Origin of the sequence: Proteus sp. FZP2095 (assembly GCF_023701425.1) — a bacterium.
In the GTDB taxonomy this organism is placed as follows: Bacteria; Pseudomonadota; Gammaproteobacteria; order Enterobacterales; family Enterobacteriaceae; genus Proteus; species Proteus cibarius.
In genome coordinates, this window is the sequence record NZ_JAMQBJ010000001.1 from 1546107 (window position 1) to 1566024 (window position 19918).

Annotated in this window: 20 protein-coding genes; 7 read left to right on the forward strand and 13 right to left on the reverse strand. The window is 39.1% G+C overall.

The window, feature by feature from the left end:
- Positions 1 to 118: 118 nt before the first annotated feature.
- Positions 119 to 700 carry a 5'-deoxynucleotidase gene (gene yfbR, locus NBG71_RS07515; protein WP_075670630.1) on the forward strand — a complete coding sequence of 194 codons (582 nt, stop codon included), beginning with the start codon at positions 119 to 121 and terminating at the stop codon, positions 698 to 700.
- Between the two features lie 42 nt (positions 701 to 742).
- Here yfbR and NBG71_RS07520 read toward each other — a convergent pair whose 3' ends face one another.
- The 5 genes from NBG71_RS07520 to yfbV all read right to left on the reverse strand — a co-directional run bounded on the left by NBG71_RS07520 (position 743) and on the right by yfbV (position 5090).
- On the reverse strand, positions 743 to 1174 hold the full coding sequence (locus NBG71_RS07520) for a hypothetical protein (protein WP_075670628.1): 432 nt from the start codon (positions 1172 to 1174) through the stop codon (positions 743 to 745).
- A gap of 185 nt (positions 1175 to 1359) precedes the next feature.
- Complete coding sequence (locus tag NBG71_RS07525; protein WP_075670626.1) at positions 1360 to 3189, reverse strand: SLC13 family permease; 1830 nt, start codon at positions 3187 to 3189, stop codon at positions 1360 to 1362.
- A gap of 109 nt (positions 3190 to 3298) precedes the next feature.
- On the reverse strand, positions 3299 to 3961 hold the full coding sequence (locus NBG71_RS07530; RefSeq protein WP_075670624.1) for a sugar phosphatase: 663 nt from the start codon (positions 3959 to 3961) through the stop codon (positions 3299 to 3301).
- Positions 3962 to 4001: 40 nt separating this feature from the next.
- Positions 4002 to 4496: a YfbU family protein gene (locus NBG71_RS07535; protein WP_075670700.1), complete on the reverse strand. Its 495-nt coding sequence runs from the start codon at positions 4494 to 4496 to the stop codon at positions 4002 to 4004.
- Positions 4497 to 4634: 138 nt separating this feature from the next.
- Complete coding sequence (gene yfbV / locus NBG71_RS07540; RefSeq protein WP_069367978.1) at positions 4635 to 5090, reverse strand: terminus macrodomain insulation protein YfbV; 456 nt, start codon at positions 5088 to 5090, stop codon at positions 4635 to 4637.
- Positions 5091 to 5482: 392 nt separating this feature from the next.
- On the opposite strand from yfbV, the gene ackA reads away from it, so the two are divergent.
- The 3 genes from ackA to NBG71_RS07555 all read left to right on the forward strand — a co-directional run bounded on the left by ackA (position 5483) and on the right by NBG71_RS07555 (position 9460).
- On the forward strand, positions 5483 to 6685 hold the full coding sequence (gene ackA / locus NBG71_RS07545; protein ID WP_006533321.1) for an acetate kinase: 1203 nt from the start codon (positions 5483 to 5485) through the stop codon (positions 6683 to 6685).
- 77 nt (positions 6686 to 6762) lie between these two features.
- Positions 6763 to 8907: a phosphate acetyltransferase gene (pta, locus tag NBG71_RS07550; protein WP_156733721.1), complete on the forward strand. Its 2145-nt coding sequence runs from the start codon at positions 6763 to 6765 to the stop codon at positions 8905 to 8907.
- 409 nt (positions 8908 to 9316) lie between these two features.
- Positions 9317 to 9460, forward strand: coding sequence for a Hok/Gef family protein (locus NBG71_RS07555; RefSeq protein ID WP_072063187.1), 144 nt, complete (start codon positions 9317 to 9319; stop codon positions 9458 to 9460).
- Positions 9461 to 9531: 71 nt separating this feature from the next.
- Here NBG71_RS07555 and alr read toward each other — a convergent pair whose 3' ends face one another.
- The 4 genes from alr to NBG71_RS07575 all read right to left on the reverse strand — a co-directional run bounded on the left by alr (position 9532) and on the right by NBG71_RS07575 (position 13136).
- Positions 9532 to 10755 (reverse strand): alanine racemase, encoded by a 1224-nt coding sequence (gene alr / locus NBG71_RS07560; RefSeq protein ID WP_156733723.1) that lies wholly within the window; start codon positions 10753 to 10755, stop codon positions 9532 to 9534.
- Between the two features lie 353 nt (positions 10756 to 11108).
- Complete coding sequence (ulaA, locus tag NBG71_RS07565) at positions 11109 to 12365, reverse strand: PTS ascorbate transporter subunit IIC (RefSeq protein ID WP_075670618.1); 1257 nt, start codon at positions 12363 to 12365, stop codon at positions 11109 to 11111.
- Positions 12366 to 12375: 10 nt separating this feature from the next.
- Positions 12376 to 12663, reverse strand: coding sequence for a PTS sugar transporter subunit IIB (locus NBG71_RS07570; RefSeq protein ID WP_075670616.1), 288 nt, complete (start codon positions 12661 to 12663; stop codon positions 12376 to 12378).
- Between the two features lie 29 nt (positions 12664 to 12692).
- Positions 12693 to 13136 carry a PTS sugar transporter subunit IIA gene (locus NBG71_RS07575; RefSeq protein WP_250916732.1) on the reverse strand — a complete coding sequence of 148 codons (444 nt, stop codon included), beginning with the start codon at positions 13134 to 13136 and terminating at the stop codon, positions 12693 to 12695.
- Between the two features lie 227 nt (positions 13137 to 13363).
- Here NBG71_RS07575 and NBG71_RS07580 point away from each other — a divergent pair, with 227 nt between their 5' ends.
- Complete coding sequence (locus NBG71_RS07580; RefSeq protein WP_088495111.1) at positions 13364 to 14410, forward strand: LacI family DNA-binding transcriptional regulator; 1047 nt, start codon at positions 13364 to 13366, stop codon at positions 14408 to 14410.
- Here the strand turns inward: NBG71_RS07580 and yfcD are convergent.
- On the reverse strand, positions 14407 to 14949 hold the full coding sequence (gene yfcD / locus NBG71_RS07585; RefSeq protein ID WP_072063189.1) for an NUDIX hydrolase YfcD: 543 nt from the start codon (positions 14947 to 14949) through the stop codon (positions 14407 to 14409). The genes NBG71_RS07580 and yfcD overlap by 4 nt on opposite strands.
- A 197-nt stretch (positions 14950 to 15146) precedes the next feature.
- On the opposite strand from yfcD, the gene NBG71_RS07590 reads away from it, so the two are divergent.
- Entirely contained in the window at positions 15147 to 15764 is a 618-nt protein-coding gene (locus NBG71_RS07590) for a glutathione binding-like protein (RefSeq protein WP_075670610.1), read from the forward strand.
- Positions 15765 to 15827: 63 nt separating this feature from the next.
- Positions 15828 to 16733, forward strand: a complete 906-nt coding sequence (locus NBG71_RS07595) for a TIGR01777 family oxidoreductase (RefSeq protein ID WP_223672334.1) — start codon at positions 15828 to 15830, stop codon at positions 16731 to 16733.
- Between the two features lie 272 nt (positions 16734 to 17005).
- Here the strand turns inward: NBG71_RS07595 and NBG71_RS07600 are convergent, their stop codons facing one another.
- The 3 genes from NBG71_RS07600 to cvpA form a co-directional block, all read right to left on the reverse strand.
- Positions 17006 to 17587: a UbiX family flavin prenyltransferase gene (locus tag NBG71_RS07600; RefSeq protein WP_109419072.1), complete on the reverse strand. Its 582-nt coding sequence runs from the start codon at positions 17585 to 17587 to the stop codon at positions 17006 to 17008.
- Between the two features lie 119 nt (positions 17588 to 17706).
- The gene (gene purF, locus NBG71_RS07605; protein WP_075670606.1) at positions 17707 to 19224 is read right to left on the reverse strand and encodes an amidophosphoribosyltransferase; all 1518 of its coding nucleotides are present in this window, start codon (positions 19222 to 19224) and stop codon (positions 17707 to 17709) included.
- 30 nt (positions 19225 to 19254) lie between these two features.
- Positions 19255 to 19746, reverse strand: coding sequence for a colicin V production protein (gene cvpA / locus NBG71_RS07610; protein ID WP_023581692.1), 492 nt, complete (start codon positions 19744 to 19746; stop codon positions 19255 to 19257).
- Between the last annotated feature and the right edge of the window lie 172 nt (positions 19747 to 19918).

The window sequence follows — 19918 nt, forward strand, 5'->3', positions numbered from 1 at the left end:
TAAAACGCAGTATAACAACCAGTTATATTGCGTTTTTTTATTTTCTTTTCTATTAACGTTTACATCTACCTGTTATCCACTCACAATAATGCCTTCAATCACGCAATTGGGAGATATTATGAGTTACTTTTTTGCCCACCTTTCTCGCTTAAAACTCATTACTCGTTGGCCTTTAATGCGTAATATCCGCCAAGAAAATGTTTCTGAACACAGTTTACAAGTCGCTTTTGTCGCCCATGCCCTAGCGGTGATTAAAAATCGTAAATTTGGTGGTAATGTCAATGCTGAACGTATTGCATTACAAGCGATGTATCATGATGCCAGTGAAGTGATCACCGGTGATATGCCGACACCGATTAAGTACCATAATCCACAAATTGCTCATGAATATAAAAAAATAGAAAAATATGCCCAGCAAAAATTAATTGAAATGTTACCAGAAGAATTACAAGACGATTTTCGCCCTCTTATTGATGAGCAATTACATAGTGAGGAAGAAACCTTTATTGTCAAACAAGCTGATAGTTTATGTGCTTATTTAAAATGCCTTGAAGAACTTGCCGCAGGTAATAGTGAATTTAATTTAGCCAAAAATCGCTTAGAAAAAACGTTAGCCGAAAGACATAGCCCAGAGATGGACTATTTTATGAAGGTATTTGTACCCGGCTTTAGTTTATCGCTTGATGAAATTAGTGAGTAAATAGAAATAGCCCATTATAAATATAATGGGCTATTTCTATTTCTATCTAAAAGATAAAAATGAGTTATTAACCTTATCGATTTTTTTATCAACACTTTTCAATATAATAGCCTCCTTTAAAAAATCCAATGTGCTATTATTCGAATAATGATATATATTATCGCTATCATTGGATATAGATTCACGACTATCTCCAAATAATTTGACTTCATTCATATTAAACTTATTATCATTTTTTATAAAATATGTATTTTTATCACAGTCTTCTCCATACATTCTTATACCACCATTATCATTAGTATTTTTACTTACTAAACTTTCTTTAATTTTATTTAAACCTAAAAACTCTTTTATAGAATTTCTAACTGATGATATAACCTTGGATAAAAAACTGTATTGTTTAGTTTCACTTTTTATTTCATTAACATATTGCACATTAACACTTGTAGGTTGAATATTGTTTAACTCATTCATTTTATTAACTCCGAATACATTTATTTTTATATAAGATATTATGCTCTTCTCTTAATAATCTATGTCAAAAAACACACACATATAGATACAAATTATGCATCAAATAAAAAACCACCGACCAATAAATAAAAAACGCTGTTTATTAATTAATAAACAACGTTTCAGCAAAACAAAAATATTGATAATTAGAATGGGAATAATAGCGGGATCAAGAATACGCTAATAAACATCACAATAATGGTAAATGGCACCCCAATCTTAATAAAGTCTGCAAACTTATAACCACCAGGTTCAAGGATAAGCGTATTAACCGGAGATGAAACAGGTGTCATAAATGCTGCGGAAGCCGCGACACCAATCACCATTGCAAATGGTAATGGTGAAACATTCATTTGGTTTGCAGCCGCAATAGCAATTGGTGCCATTAATACTGCGGTTGCCGTATTCGAGATAAACAACCCGATTGATGCGCAAAGTATAAATAAACATACCAACATCACTTGAGGACCGGCACTACCTGCAACATCCATTAAGCCATTTACAATAAGCTCGATACCGCCTGTTTTTTGCAATGCGGCAGCAAAAGGCATCATACCGACAATTAAAATAATACTTGGCCAATGAATAGAACGATAAGCACTTTCCATATCAATACAGCGGAATTTACCCATCAATAAACAAGCAATAAGTGCCGCAATAAAATTAGGGACTTCATTCGTTACCATTAATGCCACCATTAATGCTAACGAAAATAATGCGTGAGGTGCTTGAGATGAAGCAGGAGCAACCGTTTCAATTTCAGCAGCCAGATTTAATACGATAAAATTACGCGGTTTAGTTGATAAAACGCGAATAAGTTTCCAATCACCAATCACCAATAACACATCGCCAAGGCGTAATGGCTCATCGACTATTTTACCCGGTAAGGCGCTTCCTTCGCGACGGATCGCAACGACATTTAAGCCATAACGAGTACGAAATTTAATTTCTCTTAATGATTTACCTAATAATTCAGAATCAGGATTCATTGATACTTCAGCAAGTCCTACATCACGAGATTGTTCAGAAAAGTATTCACCTCGTAGCACCATTGGCTCTAACATCTGTTCACGACAAAACTCACGCAAATCGACATCACTGGCTGACATATCAACTAATAAAACATCACGTTCTCTTAATTCAGTACCACCGGTTGCGCTAACCATAACACGCCGAAACCGCCTCCAGCGTTCGATCCCGACAACGTTTGCACCATAACGAGAACGTAAGTGTAATTCATCAAGTGAATGGCCTATTAGCGGAGAACCTTTACGAATGGCTAAACGACGAGCACGTCCTGCTAATTGATAATCACGAATAAGATCACGGAAAGTTCGACGATAAGCCTCTTTTTGCTTACCATTATCGTTGTTTCCTAGCCACCGACGTACCACCAGCATATATAAAATGCCTGCGAATAAGACGGCAATACCAATAGGTGTAATGGAGAAAAATTGAAAACTTGGCAATCCTTCTCTGACTAATTCACTGTTAACAACCATATTAGGCGGTGTCGCCACTAAGGTCATTAATCCACTGATAAGACCCGCAAAACCTAGCGGCATCATTAAACGACCTGGTGATGTTTTCATGCGAGCAGCAACGCTCAGCACAACAGGAATAAAGATAGCTACCACTCCTGTTGAGCTCATGAAAGCACCTAGACTTGCAACGCATATCATTAATAGCACAAGCATTTTAACTTCACTGCTACCCGCGACACGTACAAGCCAGTCACCCATTTGATAAGCCACACCTGTTCTCACTAACCCTTCGCCAATAACAAAAAGGGCCGCAATAAGTAATACGTTAGGATCACTAAATCCTACTGTGGCTTCATTTAATGTAAGTGTACCGCTAAGAACGAATGCGATGATGACAAGTAAAGCGACCACATCCATGCGGATTTTGTTGGTCGTAAAAAGGACAATAGCTATCAATAGCAGGCTTAAAACCCATAATAATTCGCTATTCAAAATGGCCTCGATCAGCAATAAGTGAAAACAGGTTAAGACATCAATTCACTACATTGATAAGTAGACCATTTTTACATCAATAAGTCTTCTAGTATGATCAAAGAAAAAACTATCTTTTGTGCGTTATTATCACTTTTTCAGCTTGCTTCTCGATTTGAATATCATTTAAAGAATCAATAATTAAATGAATCTCATTACGGCGAGGAAGGGATAGAGGTGCATGAACAGCAACGACTTGGCATCCTGCATCTAAACCAGAGTAAATACCCGCTGCTGCGTCTTCAAAAACCACACAATCTTGTGGTAATAAACCCAATTTCTTGGCACCCAAAAGATAAGGTTCAGGATTAGGCTTACCTCTACTAATACATTCCGCTGTAACCCAGTGTTTAGGTTCAGGAATACCCGTGACAGATTGGCGTGTTGAGGCAATAGGAACAGTGCCTGATGTAACAATCGCCCAAGGAATATTTAAGTCATTAAGGCGATTAATCAGTTCAATAGCACCCGGAAGCGGTGCTAACCCTTCAGTTTGTGTTGATTCTAATTTTTCTAACCAACGGAAAGTTTCAGTTATCTCTTGTTCGGTTGCATTAGGCATAAAATGGCGAATCGACTCAATGGCAGGTTTTCCGTGGATGTAGTCATTAATCTCTTGTGTTGATACACCTACGCGCTCACCAAATAGCGCCCAACAATGCTCAACAACCGGTAATGAATCAACTAATGTTCCATCAAGATCAAACAGAAAACCTTTACATGTGATTGCCATATTTTATGCCTACCTTTACCTTACAGTGATGCGCTAATAATTACGCATTAAGTATTTGTTGAATTTCAACGGAGCTAAGGTGATATTGGCGAGGACACGCTAACCAAACGTTAAGCATTCTTTGGTATTTCTCCCACATTGGAGTTTGAGAGTTAAAACCATGACTGCCACTATCGAAATGCGTGTAACGCCCTTCTGTATTCACCATAAAGCGCACATAGCTAAGATAGCGGGATTCTGTCGCCGCATCAAAGCCTATAAATGCGACACGACGAGCATCAGGCATCTCTTGTTCTTTTAAGTTATCACGGGAAACTTGCAATGCATGGTACATTTCCATGACGTTAATAATGGTACGGCAGGTCTCTTCTGACATTTCATCGAAGTCACGGTCAAGTTCACGTAATTGTAATCCATACCCACGTTCAATAATTGTCTGATAGCGACGATAACGTTCAGCGTTATCAGGATCCATCATAGTCATCATTTTATATTGATTAGAGAGGATCAAGCGTTGTGCGTGTGTCATTTCCATCATTAATTCTCCAAAGAAATTATTGAGGAGAGCATGACATTAATCAAAAGTATTGAGTAGCGCTAACAACGCATTTTTTGATCTCAATGGGGTAATTCAGATAACAATCAGACAAACGAAGAAGGTAGAACAAATGTTCTACACATCATCAAGAAAAGAGCGATCAAGTTGCTTAAAAGCACGCTTTAATAAATGGGCTAAAGAAAGGTAAGTCGGTGTTTGCTCAACAGGGGCTAAAGCGATGCCTGCTTCTTCAAATTTCTCACGAATTTCATAAAACCAACGTAATAACGTAGCAGGAAGTGGCGTAGCTGCACGTTTACCCAACCACCATAATCCTTGCATTGGCAAGCTACAAGCAAAAAGCGCGGTCGTAATTGCAGGTCCCAAATTACCGCCTAATGCGATTTGCCATGTCATTGTAAAAATGGCGATAGGTGGCATATAGCGAATACCAAAGCGTGTGGCTTTGACAATACGATTTTCAGGGAAAACAGGCGCTAACTGCTTTTCAACCGGCCAGGTTTTTAAATACTCGTTCCCCAAACGAAGCTTCTTAAAAAAGCCTGGAGGAGTCACTGTCGGTTCGCTCATAATGACCTCAATCAATTTCTTCTGTAACTTTTAAAAAATACCTATAAAGAATAAAAATCTTTTAGTAGAATTAAGTATATTTTGTCTTTGTTGCCTTTACTCTGTATCCTGTGCCCATTCTAAAGGTTTGTGGCAATAAAGCGCTATATTTTGTTTGCCGGCGTGATTTTCAACCCTTTTCGCCGATTTTAACGCGAAAAGCTAATGGGTGAATAAAAATCGTCCAATTAATGATTGGCAACTATAATTAGCATCAAGTTTTTTACTTTAAGCATGATGCGCGTCATTAATGTCATCATAGTAATGCGATAGGCTTTTATGATTGACGTTTTATTAACCACCGTCTTTATAATATAAAAGACACTACGACAACAAGATAAATAGGTAATTCCATGTCAAGTAAGCTGGTGCTGGTACTGAACTGCGGTAGTTCTTCTCTTAAATTTGCAATTATCAACCCAGAAAATGGTGAAGAATTCCTGTCAGGTTTGGCTGAATGCTTCAACCTTCCTGAAGCCCGCCTGAAGTGGAAAATGGATGGCCAAAAACATGAAGCTGCGTTAGGCGCAGGTGCTGCTCATAGTGAAGCATTAAACTTTATCGTAAACACTATCCTGGCTGAAAAACCAGAATTGTCTGCACAAATTGCTTCTATTGGTCACCGTATTGTTCACGGTGGTGAAAAATTCACTAAATCTGTCGTGATCACTGACGAAGTTATCAAAGGTATTGAAGCTGCTATTCCATTTGCTCCACTACATAACCCAGCTCACCTTATTGGTATTGAAGAAGCGCGTAAAGCATTCCCTCATTTAATTGAGAAAATGGTTGCAGTATTTGACACTGCATTCCACCAAACAATGCCAGAAGAAGCTTATCTGTATGCACTACCATACAGCTTATATAAAGATCACAGCATCCGTCGTTACGGTGCTCACGGAACTAGCCATTTCTACGTTTCTCGTGAAGCCGCTAAAATGTTAAACAAACCTGTTGATGAACTGAACGTAATCACTTGCCACTTAGGTAATGGTGGTTCTGTTTCTGCTGTTGTTAACGGTAAATGTGTTGATACTTCTATGGGTCTGACTCCATTAGAAGGTTTAGTAATGGGAACTCGTAGTGGTGATATCGATCCTGCTATCGTGTTCCATTTACACGACACTTTAGGTATGAGCGTTGAAGACATCAACAAACTGCTGACTAAAGAATCTGGTCTGTTAGGTTTAACAGAAGTCACTAGTGACTGCCGTTATGTTGAAGATAACTACGACACTAAAGCAGATGCTAAACGTGCAATGGACGTTTACTGCCATCGTTTAGCCAAATACATCGGTTCTTACTGTGCACTGATGGAAGGTCGTTTAGATGCTATTATCTTTACTGGTGGCATCGGTGAAAACGCAGCAATGGTACGTGAATTATCTCTGAAAAAACTGGCTCTGTTAGGTTTTGAAGTGGATCATCAACGTAACTTAGATGCACGTTTCGGTAAATCAGGCACTATCACTACTGATAACAGCCGTCTTGCTGTTGTTATCCCAACTAACGAAGAGTTAGTTATCGCTCAGGACGCAAGTCGCCTGACCGCTTAAGTTCTTTGATGTACTGCCAGTGTCATGCTGGCAGTACTGTTTTACATAACGAGCAACCGATATTTAAAGAGGTTTCCGTGTCCCGTACAATTATGCTAGTCCCAACTGATACACGCGTGGGTTTAACCAGCGTCAGCTTGGGTGTTATCCGTTCTATGGAACAAAAAGGCGTTCGCCTTAGCGTGTTCAAGCCAATTGCACAACCTCGTGTAAAAGGCGCTTTAGATCAGACAACTGCGATTATCCGCTCTCACTCCACTATTCAATCATCAGAACCTTTAAACATGGATTATGTTGAGTCTCTACTCAGCTCAAACCAAAAAGATGTTCTGATGGAAGAAATTGTTGCTAGATACCATGAAAACACCGCTGATGCAGAAGTTATTCTCATCGAAGGTCTGGTACCTATGCGTAAGCATCCTTTTGCACAATCATTAAACTATGAAATTGCAAAAACATTAGGTGCTGAAATTGTTTTCGTTACTGCATTAGGTAACAACACTGTTGAACAGCTAAAAGAGCGTATCGAATTTGCGCGTGCTGAATTTGGCGGTGTAAAAAACCAAAACATTACAGGCGTTATTGTTAACAAACTAAATGCACCTGTTGATGATCAAGGCCGTACTCGCCCTGACTTATCTGAAATCTTTGATGATTCAAGTAAAGCAATTATCTCTAATGTCGATTTAAAAACCATTGAAAAAAATAGCCCACTGCCTTTACTGGGTTGCATTCCTTGGAACTTCGATTTAATCGCCACTCGTGCAACAGATATGGCAAAACACTTAAATGCGACTATCGTCAATAAAGGCGATATTGAAACCCGTCGTATTAAATCTGTGACTTTCTGTGCCCGTAGTATTCCACACATGTTAGAGCATTTCCGTCCAGGTTCACTTTTAGTGACTTCAGCGGATCGCCCAGATGTATTAGTTTCAGCGTGCCTTGCAGCAATGAATGGCGTGGAAATTGGTGCAATTCTACTAACAGGTGGCTACCAAATCGATGCACCAATCAAACAACTTTGTGAACGTGCATTCGAAACTGGCTTACCAATCTTTATGGTTAATGCGAACACTTGGCAGACCTCTTTAAATCTGCAAAGCTTTAGCTTAGAAGTTCCTGCTGATGACCATGAACGTATTGAAAAAATTCAGAACTACGTTGCTCAACATATCAATACACAATGGATTGATTCACTGACCGCTAACTCTGAACGCCCTAACCGTTTATCACCACCAGCATTCCGTTATCAATTAACAGAATTAGCACGTAAAGCGAAAAAACGTATCGTTTTACCAGAAGGTGATGAACCACGTACAGTTAAAGCGGCTGCTATTTGTGCTGATCGTGGTATCGCAACTTGCGTACTGTTAGGCGATCCTGAAGAAATTCGTCGTGTAGCAACCGCACAAGGTGTTGAATTAGGTACAGGCATTGAGTTAGTCAATCCTAAAGAAGTACGTGAAATCTATGTACCTCGCTTAGTTGAACTGCGCAAAAATAAAGGTATGACAGAAGTTGTTGCTCGTGAACAGTTAGAAGATAACGTTGTTCTTGGCACATTAATGCTGGAAAAAGGTGAAGTAGACGGCCTAGTTTCTGGTGCTGTTCATACAACTGCTAACACTATTCGCCCACCACTACAGTTAATCAAAACTGCACCAGGTAGCTCATTAGTGTCTTCTGTGTTCTTTATGCTGTTACCAGAACAAGTTTATGTTTATGGCGACTGTGCAATTAACCCAGATCCAACAGCAGAACAGCTGGCTGAAATCGCAATCCAATCTGCAGACTCTGCAATTGCATTCGGTATCGACCCACGTGTTGCGATGATCTCTTATTCTACTGGTAACTCTGGTGCAGGTAGCGATGTAGAGAAAGTTCGTGAAGCAACACGTTTAGCACAAGAAAAACGCCCTGATCTGATGATTGATGGTCCTTTACAATACGATGCGGCTGTTATGGCTGATGTTGCTAAATCTAAAGCACCAAACTCACCAGTTGCAGGTAAAGCGACTGTGTTTATCTTCCCTGATCTGAACACTGGTAATACCACTTATAAAGCGGTACAACGTTCAGCTGACTTGGTTTCAATTGGACCAATGTTACAAGGTATGCGTAAACCAGTGAATGACCTTTCTCGTGGTGCATTAGTAGACGATATCGTCTACACCGTTGCGTTAACAGCGATTCAAGCAAGCCAACAAGAAAACGCATAATTATTGAAGTTCGCTTCAAATAAAAAAACGCCAGATGAAATCAATCATCTGGCGTTTTTTATTCTACAGATTTCTTATTTGACTAAAATCCGAGGCAGTCTCAAAACCAAACAACTTGATTCTGTCTCCTTTATAAAAGAGTGTCAAATAAAATCACACATATAAACACCCGATACAAAAACAATTAACGTATTGATTTTACTTGATTATCGATATCTTTATTATTCAGAAAAAGATAGGAATGAGGTGAATTTCTGTTAGTATGCTGGTGAGTGCTTGGATCATTTTGGTTCAAGCATTTGCAGGAGCCAAAAAGACGAAAGCCCCGAATTTTAATTTACTAAAATCCGAGGCTGTCTCAAACCAGACAACTTGATTCTGTCTCCTTTATAAAGGAGTGTCAAGAGAAGTGACTAAGCTTGCCCTATTAGGGCTGATTACTGTATGTATTACAGTTTTGTGTTTTGCTTTACTGAAACATGAAAGATTATGTTCTTTTAATATCAGTAGTGGCGACACCGTAGTTCAAGCTATTTTATCTTGCGATAAATAGTTTTGTGGGGGTAAATTCCCCCACAATTTCTCTCAAAAGTTGTTGAGATTGGTGATCACAAGCACCCTACTTTAATCCACTAGCACACGCTGGTTGGTCGCACCCCACAAAATCGACATCTCTGTAAATAATGCACCACTAATATCTTCAACCTCTTCAGCAGTGATCTCTGCATTACCTTGCTTACCAAAGAACACGACTTCATCTCCTGATTTGATATTTTTAAGATCGGTAATATCAACAATCACTGTATTCATTGATGTTTTACCTAAAACAGGCACACGTTGGCCACCAATTAAAGCATGCCCTGCATTACTAAAGACTCGACGATAACCATCTGCATAACCGACAGGAATATTAGCTAACACTGAGTCACGTTTTAGTGTGTAAGTGCGATCATAACCAACAGTATTGCCTTTAGGATAATAATTGATTGAGGCAATATTGGATTTAAAAGTCATAACACGTTTGTAATCGGTACTTGCAATGGTATCTCCATAAAAAATCCCACCTACACGCACCATATCCAGCCATGATTCAGGTACGGTAATTGTGGCAAAAGTATTTGCCATATGCAGAGTAACGTCTTTACGATTTAGCCCAGTAACATCCAATACCTTTTGTGATTGCTGTTTAAAACGAGCGAGATCTTCTCTTACTTTATCTGCATCTTCTTCAGGATAATGAGACATAATGCCAACCACTTTAAGGTTAGCTAATTGAGTAATTTGCTTCGCCTCTTCGAGCCCCGCATTGTTATTAACTTCTAATCCATTACGAGACATTCCACCTGAGTTTAAGGCAAGATGAATAGGGATTACTTTATTTTGTTGTTTAGCAATGGCATCTAATTTCTTAGCCATATCTAAGTTACCAATCAATTCTTCCACGTTATAGCTTGTCGCCTGAGCCATTTCTTGCTCAGTGGCATTACGTACACGCATTAAACGACCTTGAAATCCTAGATCACGAACTTCTTTTAGCTCTTGGTTATTCGTTACACCAATACATTGCACATTATTTTCAATCATAACAGGTGCAACTAATGATAAATCATGTCCATATGCATCGCCTTTTAAAACAGCACAAAGTGAGGATTTATCACCTAAAAGTGATTGTACTTTTTTCACATTAAAATCAAGTGCACTACGTGAAATTTCAATCCATGAGTTATTCACAATTGCAGGTTGAACCTGAGCAGTTTGAGTCGCTGGTGGATTGTGATTAAGCGGTTGTTGGCAAGCAGTGATAACAAAAAGTGGTAACAACGCAAGATATCGAATACCAAAAAACATCTTCTTTTTCCTTAGTGATTGTGATGTTAAACCTATTTTTATAATTAATTAGGTACGAAAATATACACATCGTGAATATTCACTCAGGATAATAGCATTATTATTCATAAAATAAACATATTAATTCAAAATGATATATGTATCAGCCAATGACGAAAATGAATAGAAAAGGGAAAGAAATTTATAGGTGTGATCTCTGTAGGAAACGCCAGTCTATCCCCGTGCATACGGGGAGCACTCTAATCATAATATATTGAATATATAAAAGAAATTTAAGTGCATTATTTCTACCAAAAAAATGCCCGACTGATTAAAAAGTCGGGCATCTATTAAAATTCAATAAACAACTACTATCAACGGACAATAATACCTAACAGAATACCGATAACACCGAAGTCTGCATCACTAAATGTAGTGTTAGCAATACCGATATCACCAAGTACTGGTAATAGGAACACAGGTAAGAACGTGATTAATAAGCCTTGAACGAATGCGCCTAAAATCGCACCACGACGTCCACCGGTTGCATTACCAAATACCCCAGCTGTTGCACCCACAAAGAAGTGAGGAACTACACCCGGAATTATTACTGTCCAATCTAAGGCATACAGAACAAACATGCCAATAACACCCGCAGCAAAGCTACTTAAAAAACCAACTAACACGGCATTGGGTGCATAAGGGAATACAACTGGGCAATCTAACGCTGGTTTTGCATTAGGGACTAACTTATCTGAAATACCTTTAAATGCAGGAACGATCTCAGCAATAACCATACGCACACCTTGCAGAATAATATAAACACCTGCTGCAAAGGTTATAGATTGCATTAACGAGAACATAAACCAGTTTTTACCACCACTGACTTCTCGAACAAAAGCATCGCCCGCAAATAAACATGTAATGATAAAGATAATGCCCATAGTGAAGGCAATAGCAACTGGAGTATCACGTAAAAATAGTAAGCTTTTAGGTACATTCATCTCTTCTGTTGAATGCTCTTTATTACCAAATTTACTACCGATAAAGCCCGCAACAACATAAGAAATAGTTGAGAAGTGCCCTAATGCAACATCGTCAGAGCCAGTGATTTTTTTCATATAAGGATGTGCAATGGCAGGGAAAAATACCATTGAAATCCCAACAACTAATGAACCAACCGCAACTAATACTGTGCCTTCTAAGCCCGCAGTTGCCAAAATAACTGCCACCATCATTGACATAAATAATGTATGGTGACCAGTTAAGAAAATAAATTTCCACGGCGTTAAACGTGCAATTAAGATATTAATCAACATGGCAAAAAACATAATTAATGCCATCTCTTTACCAAAGCTTTTTTGTGCAATAGAGACAATCGCCTCGTTATTAGGCACAACACCTTGAATACCGAATGCATGTTGGAAAATCGTTGAGAAATCACCCAGTGAGTTAATTACAAGACCTGCACCAGCACCTAAAATCACAAAACCCATAATGGTTTTCACGGTGCCTTTAATACATTCTGTAACTGGTTTTTTCTGGGCAATTAAGCCAATCAATGCAATCAAACCCACTAAAATAGCCGGCTCTGAAAGCACATCACTCATTAGAAAGCGGAAAAAGTCCATGATAGGCTCCTTATAACGCGCCTAATTCACGTAATGCGGCAGAAAGCTTCTCTTTCATCGCCACTTTATCAATCATGTTGTCCAGTGAAACAACCTTTCCATTTACCGCTTGTGAATTAAGTTGCTCTGCAATATCACGCGTACCCACATAGATATCACTTGGTGTCCCTTTTGCTGAACCCAGATCAACGTGATCCACTTCTGCATTCACAGCAAGATCTTTTAGGATGCTTTTGATGCTCATTTCCATCATTAAGCTACTACCTAAACCATTTCCACACACAACAGTAATTTTCATGATATTCCCCTTGGTAATTTAAATCGTCATTAATAGTTGTTGATAACGGCTAATACATCCGCTTTGCTTTTCGCATTAAATAGCTTTTGAATATCAGTGTCGTTATCAAAAAGTTCGGCTAATTTCATAATGGCATTAATATGGCTATCGTTATCTGTTGCAGCCAAAACAATCAGTAATTTCACAGGATCGTTTTCATCAGCACCAAACTCAACACCTTGCTCAACAATAGTTAATGCAAGAGAAAGTTGATTAACACCATCCTCAGGACGTGCATGAGGCATCGCAATACCTGGACCTAATACATAATATGGCCCGATTTTTTCGTGTGATATATAAATTGCATCGATATAACGAGGTTCAATACAACCTTTATCAATTAATGGCTGACACGCTACTTTAACGGCTTCTCGCCAATCGCTAACGTTTGGAACCACTTGCACCACATCCGGTGTTAATAACGTTTTAAGCATATTTGTAACCTCAATAAGACTCTTTTTGAGCTTCGTTATTAAGGATAGTAATCATTAATGGTAGCGCTATCTAGGTAGATCATTCGTAATTGTGATAGCGCTATCATTTTAATGAAATGTTAATTGCAGAAAATGCCAACAATTGACACTGTATTGTTTCAGCATAATAGAAAGATTTCAGGTAGGATCTGCGGTTAATAAAATAGGCTAAGCAAGCATAATCACAAATGATCAAAACACGTAAGCGCCGAAATACAGGTCGCGTCACATTACAAGATGTCGCTAAACATGCAGGAGTCGGTTCAATGACCGTTTCTCGTGCATTGCGAACCCCTGAATTAGTTTCTGATAAGTTACGAGAAAAAGTTAATCAAGCAGTAGAAGAGCTTGGCTATATTCCTAATGCTTCAGCAGGTGCTTTAGCTTCAGCACAAAGCCATATTATTGCTGTACTGTTGCCCTCTTTTACAGATAGAGCCAGTGCGGATTTTATGCAGTCTTTGCAACAAATACTCAATCGTCATCAGTATCAAATTTTAGTCGGTTGTTATGAACATCAGCCTCATAAAGCTAGCGATGTGATCAATATGCTATTGCAAAGTAATCCTGCTGCATTGGTTGCCTTTGGTTCACAGCTTAGCCCAACTCATTTTTTACATATCAGTAATGCCAATGTGCCTGTTGTCAGTGTCGCCAGCCAATCGGATGAGCAGGCAGCAATTAGTATCGATTGTTCTTATGAGCAAGCCGCATATGATTTAACAAACCATTTAGTCACCCAAGGAAAACGTTGTATTGGCTATATTGGTGCGTTACAAGGGCAACGCCTGCACCACCAGCAAATAACAGGTTGGTCACGAGCATTACTCAAAAATTATTTAAATGCTGAACAAAGTGTCACCACGCCCGATCCCGCTTCTATGGCATACGGGCGACAAGCATTAACAGAAATTTTATTGCGTCAACCAGAACTAGATGCGGTTATTTGTAGTCATGAAAGTATTGCGCTAGGTATGATTTTTGAGTGTCAACGTCGATTAATTAAGATCCCACAAGATCTAGCTATTGCTTGTTTAGAAGGCTCTGAAAATAGCGATCAGATATCTCCTTCTCTCACATCAATTCGTTTTGATTATCACAAAATGGGAAAAGAGGCGGGAAAACATCTGATAGCACTTTTACAACGTTTGAGAGACGAAGATGATAACGCTATATTCGAAGATACCGTTATCAACTATGCTTATCGATTTGAACTAGGGCAAAGTACCCCTTAATCTACTGTTTCTCTACTTTCTAGGCGTGTACTGTTGTTACGCGTTAACCAAAGAGAAAGCGCTTTTAATGAATCCGGTGTGAATTCATCACAACGTTCAGTAATTTCAGAGGGAGTTAACCAACACACTTCCTCAATTTCTTCTGCTTGCAGTGCGAAAGGCCCATGAGAAACACAACTAAACAGACTTCCCCATACACGACAACTTTCATCATCATAATAAAATTGGCCATGCTCAGCAAAAGGGACTCCAGCAATACCTAATTCTTCTTCTGCTTCACGACGTGCACTTTCAAGTAAATTCTCACCTTGTTGAACTACACCACCCGCAGTAGCATCCAACCAACCAGGATAAAAATCTTTTGTTTCAGTTCTTCGCTGTGCCAAGATTTTTCCCATTCCATCATGAACCACGATATAAGTTGCTCTATGTCTTAGGTTTTCAGCTCGCATTTGTTGACGTGTTGCTTGTGCAACGACTTCATTTTTATCATCAACAATATCAACCCATTCAACCAATGCCGTCTTTTCTTGTTCCATCCTCAACAAACCTTTTTTAACCGATACTAAACGATCGTAATTTTTATCCTGAATATACCAAAATCACTATTTTTCACCACTACAATAATCATACGTGACTTGTTTTATCCATCTTGCGCTTTTTTGCTTTTTATGATGTTAGAAGGCAGACTGTGATTATCTTATGTATTTAGTGCCTACTTTATTTTGGAGCTTTTATGATTGACTTATATTATGCAGATACCCCAAATGGCCAAAAAATAACGCTTTTTCTTGAAGAAACAGGCATACCTTATCAGTTACATCGCATTGATATTAGTAAAGGCGATCAATTTAAGCCTGAATTTTTAGCAATTTCACCCAATAATAAAATTCCCGCTATTGTAGATAACTCACCGGTTGATGGGGGTGAACCTATCTCTATTTTTGAATCAGGTGCTATTCTTATCTATCTAGCTGAAAAAAGTGGCAAATTGATTAGCCAAAATTTACGAGAAAAAACAACACAACTACAATGGCTGTTTTGGCAAGTGGGTGGATTTGGCCCAATGTTGGGGCAAAATCATCACTTCACTCGTTATGCCACAGAAAAAGTCCCTTATGCGATTAAACGTTATACTGAAGAAACACAGCGTTTATATAGCGTATTAGAGAAAAGGTTAGCGCAATCACCTTACCTTGGTGGACAAGAGTACAGCATCGCGGATATCGCCACATATACATGGGTTCGTCGGCACGAACATCATAACATTGATTTGGCAAATTACCCTGCGGTAGAAAAATGGCAAAACAACATTACCCAACGCCCAGCTGCGAAAAAACTCTTTGGTGAATAAACGCAATTCATATATCAGGATGATATTTATTCTTTATTAGGCAAGATGATCAGGAGGATGGTGATGAAAATACTTATTACAGGTGGTACAGGATTAATTGGCAAAGCATTAGTGTGCGAACTTGCACTATCTAATAATGATATTACGGTGCTTTCTCGTTCACCTCAAAAAGTCTATTCGCATTTTTGTAATGAGATCACCTGTTGGACTCAACTCAACGATAAACAAAATCTTAATGAGTTTGATGCCGTTATTAATCTTGCTGGAGAGCCTATTGCTGATAACCGTTGGACACCTTCTCAAAAACAGAAACTCGTTAATAGCCGTTGTCATTTAACCCAGAAATTGGTTGATTTAATTAAAGCCAGTGATCCCCCCCCTGCTGTTTTTATTTCTGGCTCAGCGGTGGGATTTTATGGTGATCAAGGTGATACTCGAGTCACTGAAGAAACACCAGCAAATCCAGAGTTTACACATGAGCTTTGTGCAAAATGGGAACGTATTGCACTTGAGGCTCAAACACCATTAACACGAGTTTGCTTGTTACGTACAGGGATTGTACTTTCAACACTCGGTGGCGCGCTGCCTAAAATGAGCAAACCCTTTAAGCTAGGGTTAGGCGGCAAATTGGGAAGTGGGAAACAATATATGCCGTGGATCCATATTGATGATATGGTCAATGCGATTATTTTCTTGCTTAAGAACCAAGATACTAAAGGCGCTTTTAACTTAACAGCGCCTGAGCCTGTACAAAATAAAGAGTTTACTCGTCTATTAGGAAAAGCCTTCAATCGCCCAGCCTTAATGACAGTGCCTGAAAGCATATTACGTTTAGTGATGGGAGAAAGCGCCACATTAGTGTTAGGTGGGCAACAAGCCATTCCTGAAAAACTACTTAATGCTGGCTTTGAATTTCGCTACCCTCATTTAGAAGAGGCATTAAAAGATATTATTACCACTGGAAAATAATCTCTTTTTATTCAAAATAGATACTCTAAATAATTCAAGGTGTAGCTAGGCGACAAGTAAATGAGTCTCTAGGAGCATACAATAATATGTGACTAGTGCGAATGAACGCCGTCAACAACGCTACAACTTGAAGTATGACGTATAAATACTCTAAATAATTCAAGGTGTAGCTAGGCGACAAGTAAATGAGTCTCTAGGAGCATACAATAGTATGTGACTAGTGCGAATGAACGCCGTCAACAACGCTACAACTTGAAGTATGACGAGTATACTTAGCGAGCAGGCTTATCGCCTTCCCATCGTTGAAACAAATCATCAGGTAAATCAACCTCAAACTGATCGAGTACACGATTAACGGTTTGATTGACAATATCATCGATGGTTTTAGGCTGAAAATAGAAGGCTGGAACAGGAGGCATAATCACTGCGCCTAACTCAGAAGCTTGTGTCATTAATCGCAAATGACCTAAATGCAGAGGCGTTTCACGCACACATAACACTAACTTACGCCCTTCTTTTAATACCACATCCGCAGCACGAGTCACTAAGGTATCTGTATAGCTATGAACAATACCTGACAGGCTTTTGATTGAGCAAGGTAATATAACCATTCCATTGACACGAAACGATCCTGAAGAGATAGAGGCGCCAATATCGCGATCGTCATAAATCACATCCGCTAAAGCATGGATATCTTTTAGCGAATAATCGGTTTCTAATGAAATAGTACGACGTGCAGCTTGGCTAATGACTAAATGTGTTTCAACTGATGGCACTGATTTCAGTATCTCTAATAAACGTATACCGTAAATTGCACCACTGGCGCCGGTTAGCCCAACTATCAGCTTTTTCATTATGATCCTCAGAATATATACCTTTGTTAATCATTATGATGATTAACCCTCAAAAAACAAGCGTCGATGCAGAACACGCTGGCATCGACGCTTTATAAGAGGGATATCTTATCGAAAAATTAGCCTTCGTTATAGATTTCCAAATTTTCTATTTCATTCTGATCACGAATTTTATGTTCATCATCACGACGTAGATTTTCTAAATAATCCAAGTAATCTTGGTCAATATCTTTTGTAATATAAACACCGTCAAACACAGAACATTCAAACTGATTAATATCAGGATTCTCTTCTTGTACTGCGGCAATTAAATCAGTGAGATCTTGGAAAATAAGCCCATCAGCACCAATTAATTTACGAATTTCATCCACTTCACGCCCATGAGCAATAAGCTCATTAGCATTTGGCATATCAATGCCATACACATTAGGGAAGCGAACTTCTGGTGCGGCTGATGCAAAATAGACTTTCTTCGCACCTGCTTCTCTTGCAAGCTCGACGATTTGCTCTGACGTTGTGCCACGTACAATCGAGTCATCAATCAACAGAACATTTTTATCACGAAACTCTGCACGATTTGCATTCAGTTTACGTCTAACCGATTTACGACGCTCTTGCTGACCCGGCATAATAAAAGTACGACCAACATAGCGATTTTTTACAAAACCTTGGCGATAAGGTTTATTGAGAATATGTGCAATTTCTAAGGCAATATCACAAGATGTTTCAGGAATTGGGATCACAACATCAATGTGTAAATCATCCCACTCTTTCGCAATTTTAGCGCCTAATTTCTGCCCCATGCGTAAACGCGCATTATAAACCGAAATTTTATCGATAAAGGAATCGGGGCGAGCAAAGTAAACATACTCAAATAAACAAGGCATTAATTGCGGATTTTCAGCACATTGGCGCGTAAAAAGTTGTCCTTGTTCTGTGATATAAACTGCTTCACCCGGTGCCACATCACGTAAAAATTCAAAACCTAAAGTATCAAGTGCAACACTTTCAGATGCGACCATATATTCATGGCGACCATCTTCTAAGGTACGTTTACCTAATACTAAAGGACGAATACCAAAGGGATCACGAAAAGCCAGTAAACCATGACCGATGATCAAAGCAACACAAGCATAAGCACCGCGTAGTTTTTTATGCATTGCCGCAACGGCTGCAAAAATATTATCAGGTTCAAGAGGGAAATGGTCAAAACGGTCTAATTCATATGCCAATACATTAAGCAGAATTTCAGAATCAGAGGTGGTATTGATATGGCGACGCGCTGTTTCAAATAATTGGCGACGTAATAAATGCGCATTGGTTAAATTACCATTGTGCGCCAACGTAATACCAAAAGGTGAATTCACATAAAAAGGCTGCGCTTCTGATGCACTAGAACTACCCGCTGTAGGATAACGGACATGCCCTATCCCGATAGTACCTTTTAAACGCAACATATGACGGGTTTCGAACACATCTTTAACCAGTCCGTTCGCTTTGCGAAGACGGAAACCGTTGTTACCGTCTATCGTTGCAATGCCTGCTGCATCTTGACCTCGGTGTTGTAACACCGTTAACGCATCATAAATTGATTGGTTTACTGGATTAGCTCCAGCGATACCGACAATACCGCACATGAATAGATCCTCATCAGCCAGACGGAGAGGTTATATTCTCTCCGACACGAAACTTGACGCATTTTGCAGGTAGTCAAAGAACCACCTAATAATATGGTTGAATTGAGGAATAAGCTCAGAACGTTGCCAATCAGCGCTATCTGCCATAGGCGTAAATGCACCTAAAACAAAAAGTAATGCTGAGACTATCAGCACGCCTCTTAAAGCCCCGAAACAGACCCCCAATACACGATCTGTACCTGATAACCCTGTGCGTTGAACAAGAGAGCTAATCACATAATTCACAACAGCACCGACAATCAGTGTCGCAATAAATAACGTAACTATCGCAATCCCGTTACGAACCAGCTCATCTTCAAACCGGGTAAAATAGACGGCAAGATAAGGATAAAACTGACTAGCAACAAAGAAACCACAACCCCAGGTGATGAGTGACAATGCTTCACGAACAAAGCCACGGATCAGGCTGACTAATGCGGAAAAACCAATAATGGCAATGATGGCGTAATCTATCCAGACCATAAATTCTTTATCCAATAATGATGCTCCGCATTAATACGGAAGCATTCTAACAGAAAACGAAAACGTTTGCGTAATGCTAATTTTCGCTAATTTCAAAATAATTTACGGCGATATGAAAAATCATAATCGCCGCAATAAGTTAACGCTTTGTTACATCACTCATCTGATGACT

Excerpts from the sequence above, each read along its gene's own strand:
- yfbV (WP_069367978.1), bottom strand. The coding sequence starts at position 5,090 with ATGAGCGAACCGACAGTGACTCCTCCAGGCTTTTTTAAGAAGCTTCGT.
- NBG71_RS07570 (WP_075670616.1), bottom strand. The coding sequence starts at position 12,663 with ATGAAAATTACTGTTGTGTGTGGAAATGGTTTAGGTAGTAGCTTAATG.
- NBG71_RS07600 (WP_109419072.1), bottom strand. The coding sequence starts at position 17,587 with ATGAAAAAGCTGATAGTTGGGCTAACCGGCGCCAGTGGTGCAATTTAC.
- yfbR (WP_075670630.1), top strand. The coding sequence starts at position 119 with ATGAGTTACTTTTTTGCCCACCTTTCTCGCTTAAAACTCATTACTCGT.
- NBG71_RS07535 (WP_075670700.1), bottom strand. The coding sequence starts at position 4,496 with ATGGAAATGACACACGCACAACGCTTGATCCTCTCTAATCAATATAAA.
- yfcD (WP_072063189.1), bottom strand. The coding sequence starts at position 14,949 with ATGGAACAAGAAAAGACGGCATTGGTTGAATGGGTTGATATTGTTGAT.
- ackA (WP_006533321.1), top strand. The coding sequence starts at position 5,483 with ATGTCAAGTAAGCTGGTGCTGGTACTGAACTGCGGTAGTTCTTCTCTT.
- NBG71_RS07590 (WP_075670610.1), top strand. The coding sequence starts at position 15,147 with ATGATTGACTTATATTATGCAGATACCCCAAATGGCCAAAAAATAACG.
- NBG71_RS07580 (WP_088495111.1), top strand. The coding sequence starts at position 13,364 with ATGATCAAAACACGTAAGCGCCGAAATACAGGTCGCGTCACATTACAA.
- NBG71_RS07530 (WP_075670624.1), bottom strand. The coding sequence starts at position 3,961 with ATGGCAATCACATGTAAAGGTTTTCTGTTTGATCTTGATGGAACATTA.
- NBG71_RS07575 (WP_250916732.1), bottom strand. The coding sequence starts at position 13,136 with ATGCTTAAAACGTTATTAACACCGGATGTGGTGCAAGTGGTTCCAAAC.
- NBG71_RS07595 (WP_223672334.1), top strand. The coding sequence starts at position 15,828 with ATGAAAATACTTATTACAGGTGGTACAGGATTAATTGGCAAAGCATTA.
- alr (WP_156733723.1), bottom strand. The coding sequence starts at position 10,755 with ATGTTTTTTGGTATTCGATATCTTGCGTTGTTACCACTTTTTGTTATC.
- NBG71_RS07520 (WP_075670628.1), bottom strand. The coding sequence starts at position 1,174 with ATGAATGAGTTAAACAATATTCAACCTACAAGTGTTAATGTGCAATAT.
- purF (WP_075670606.1), bottom strand. The coding sequence starts at position 19,224 with ATGTGCGGTATTGTCGGTATCGCTGGAGCTAATCCAGTAAACCAATCA.
- ulaA (WP_075670618.1), bottom strand. The coding sequence starts at position 12,365 with ATGGACTTTTTCCGCTTTCTAATGAGTGATGTGCTTTCAGAGCCGGCT.
- cvpA (WP_023581692.1), bottom strand. The coding sequence starts at position 19,746 with ATGGTCTGGATAGATTACGCCATCATTGCCATTATTGGTTTTTCCGCA.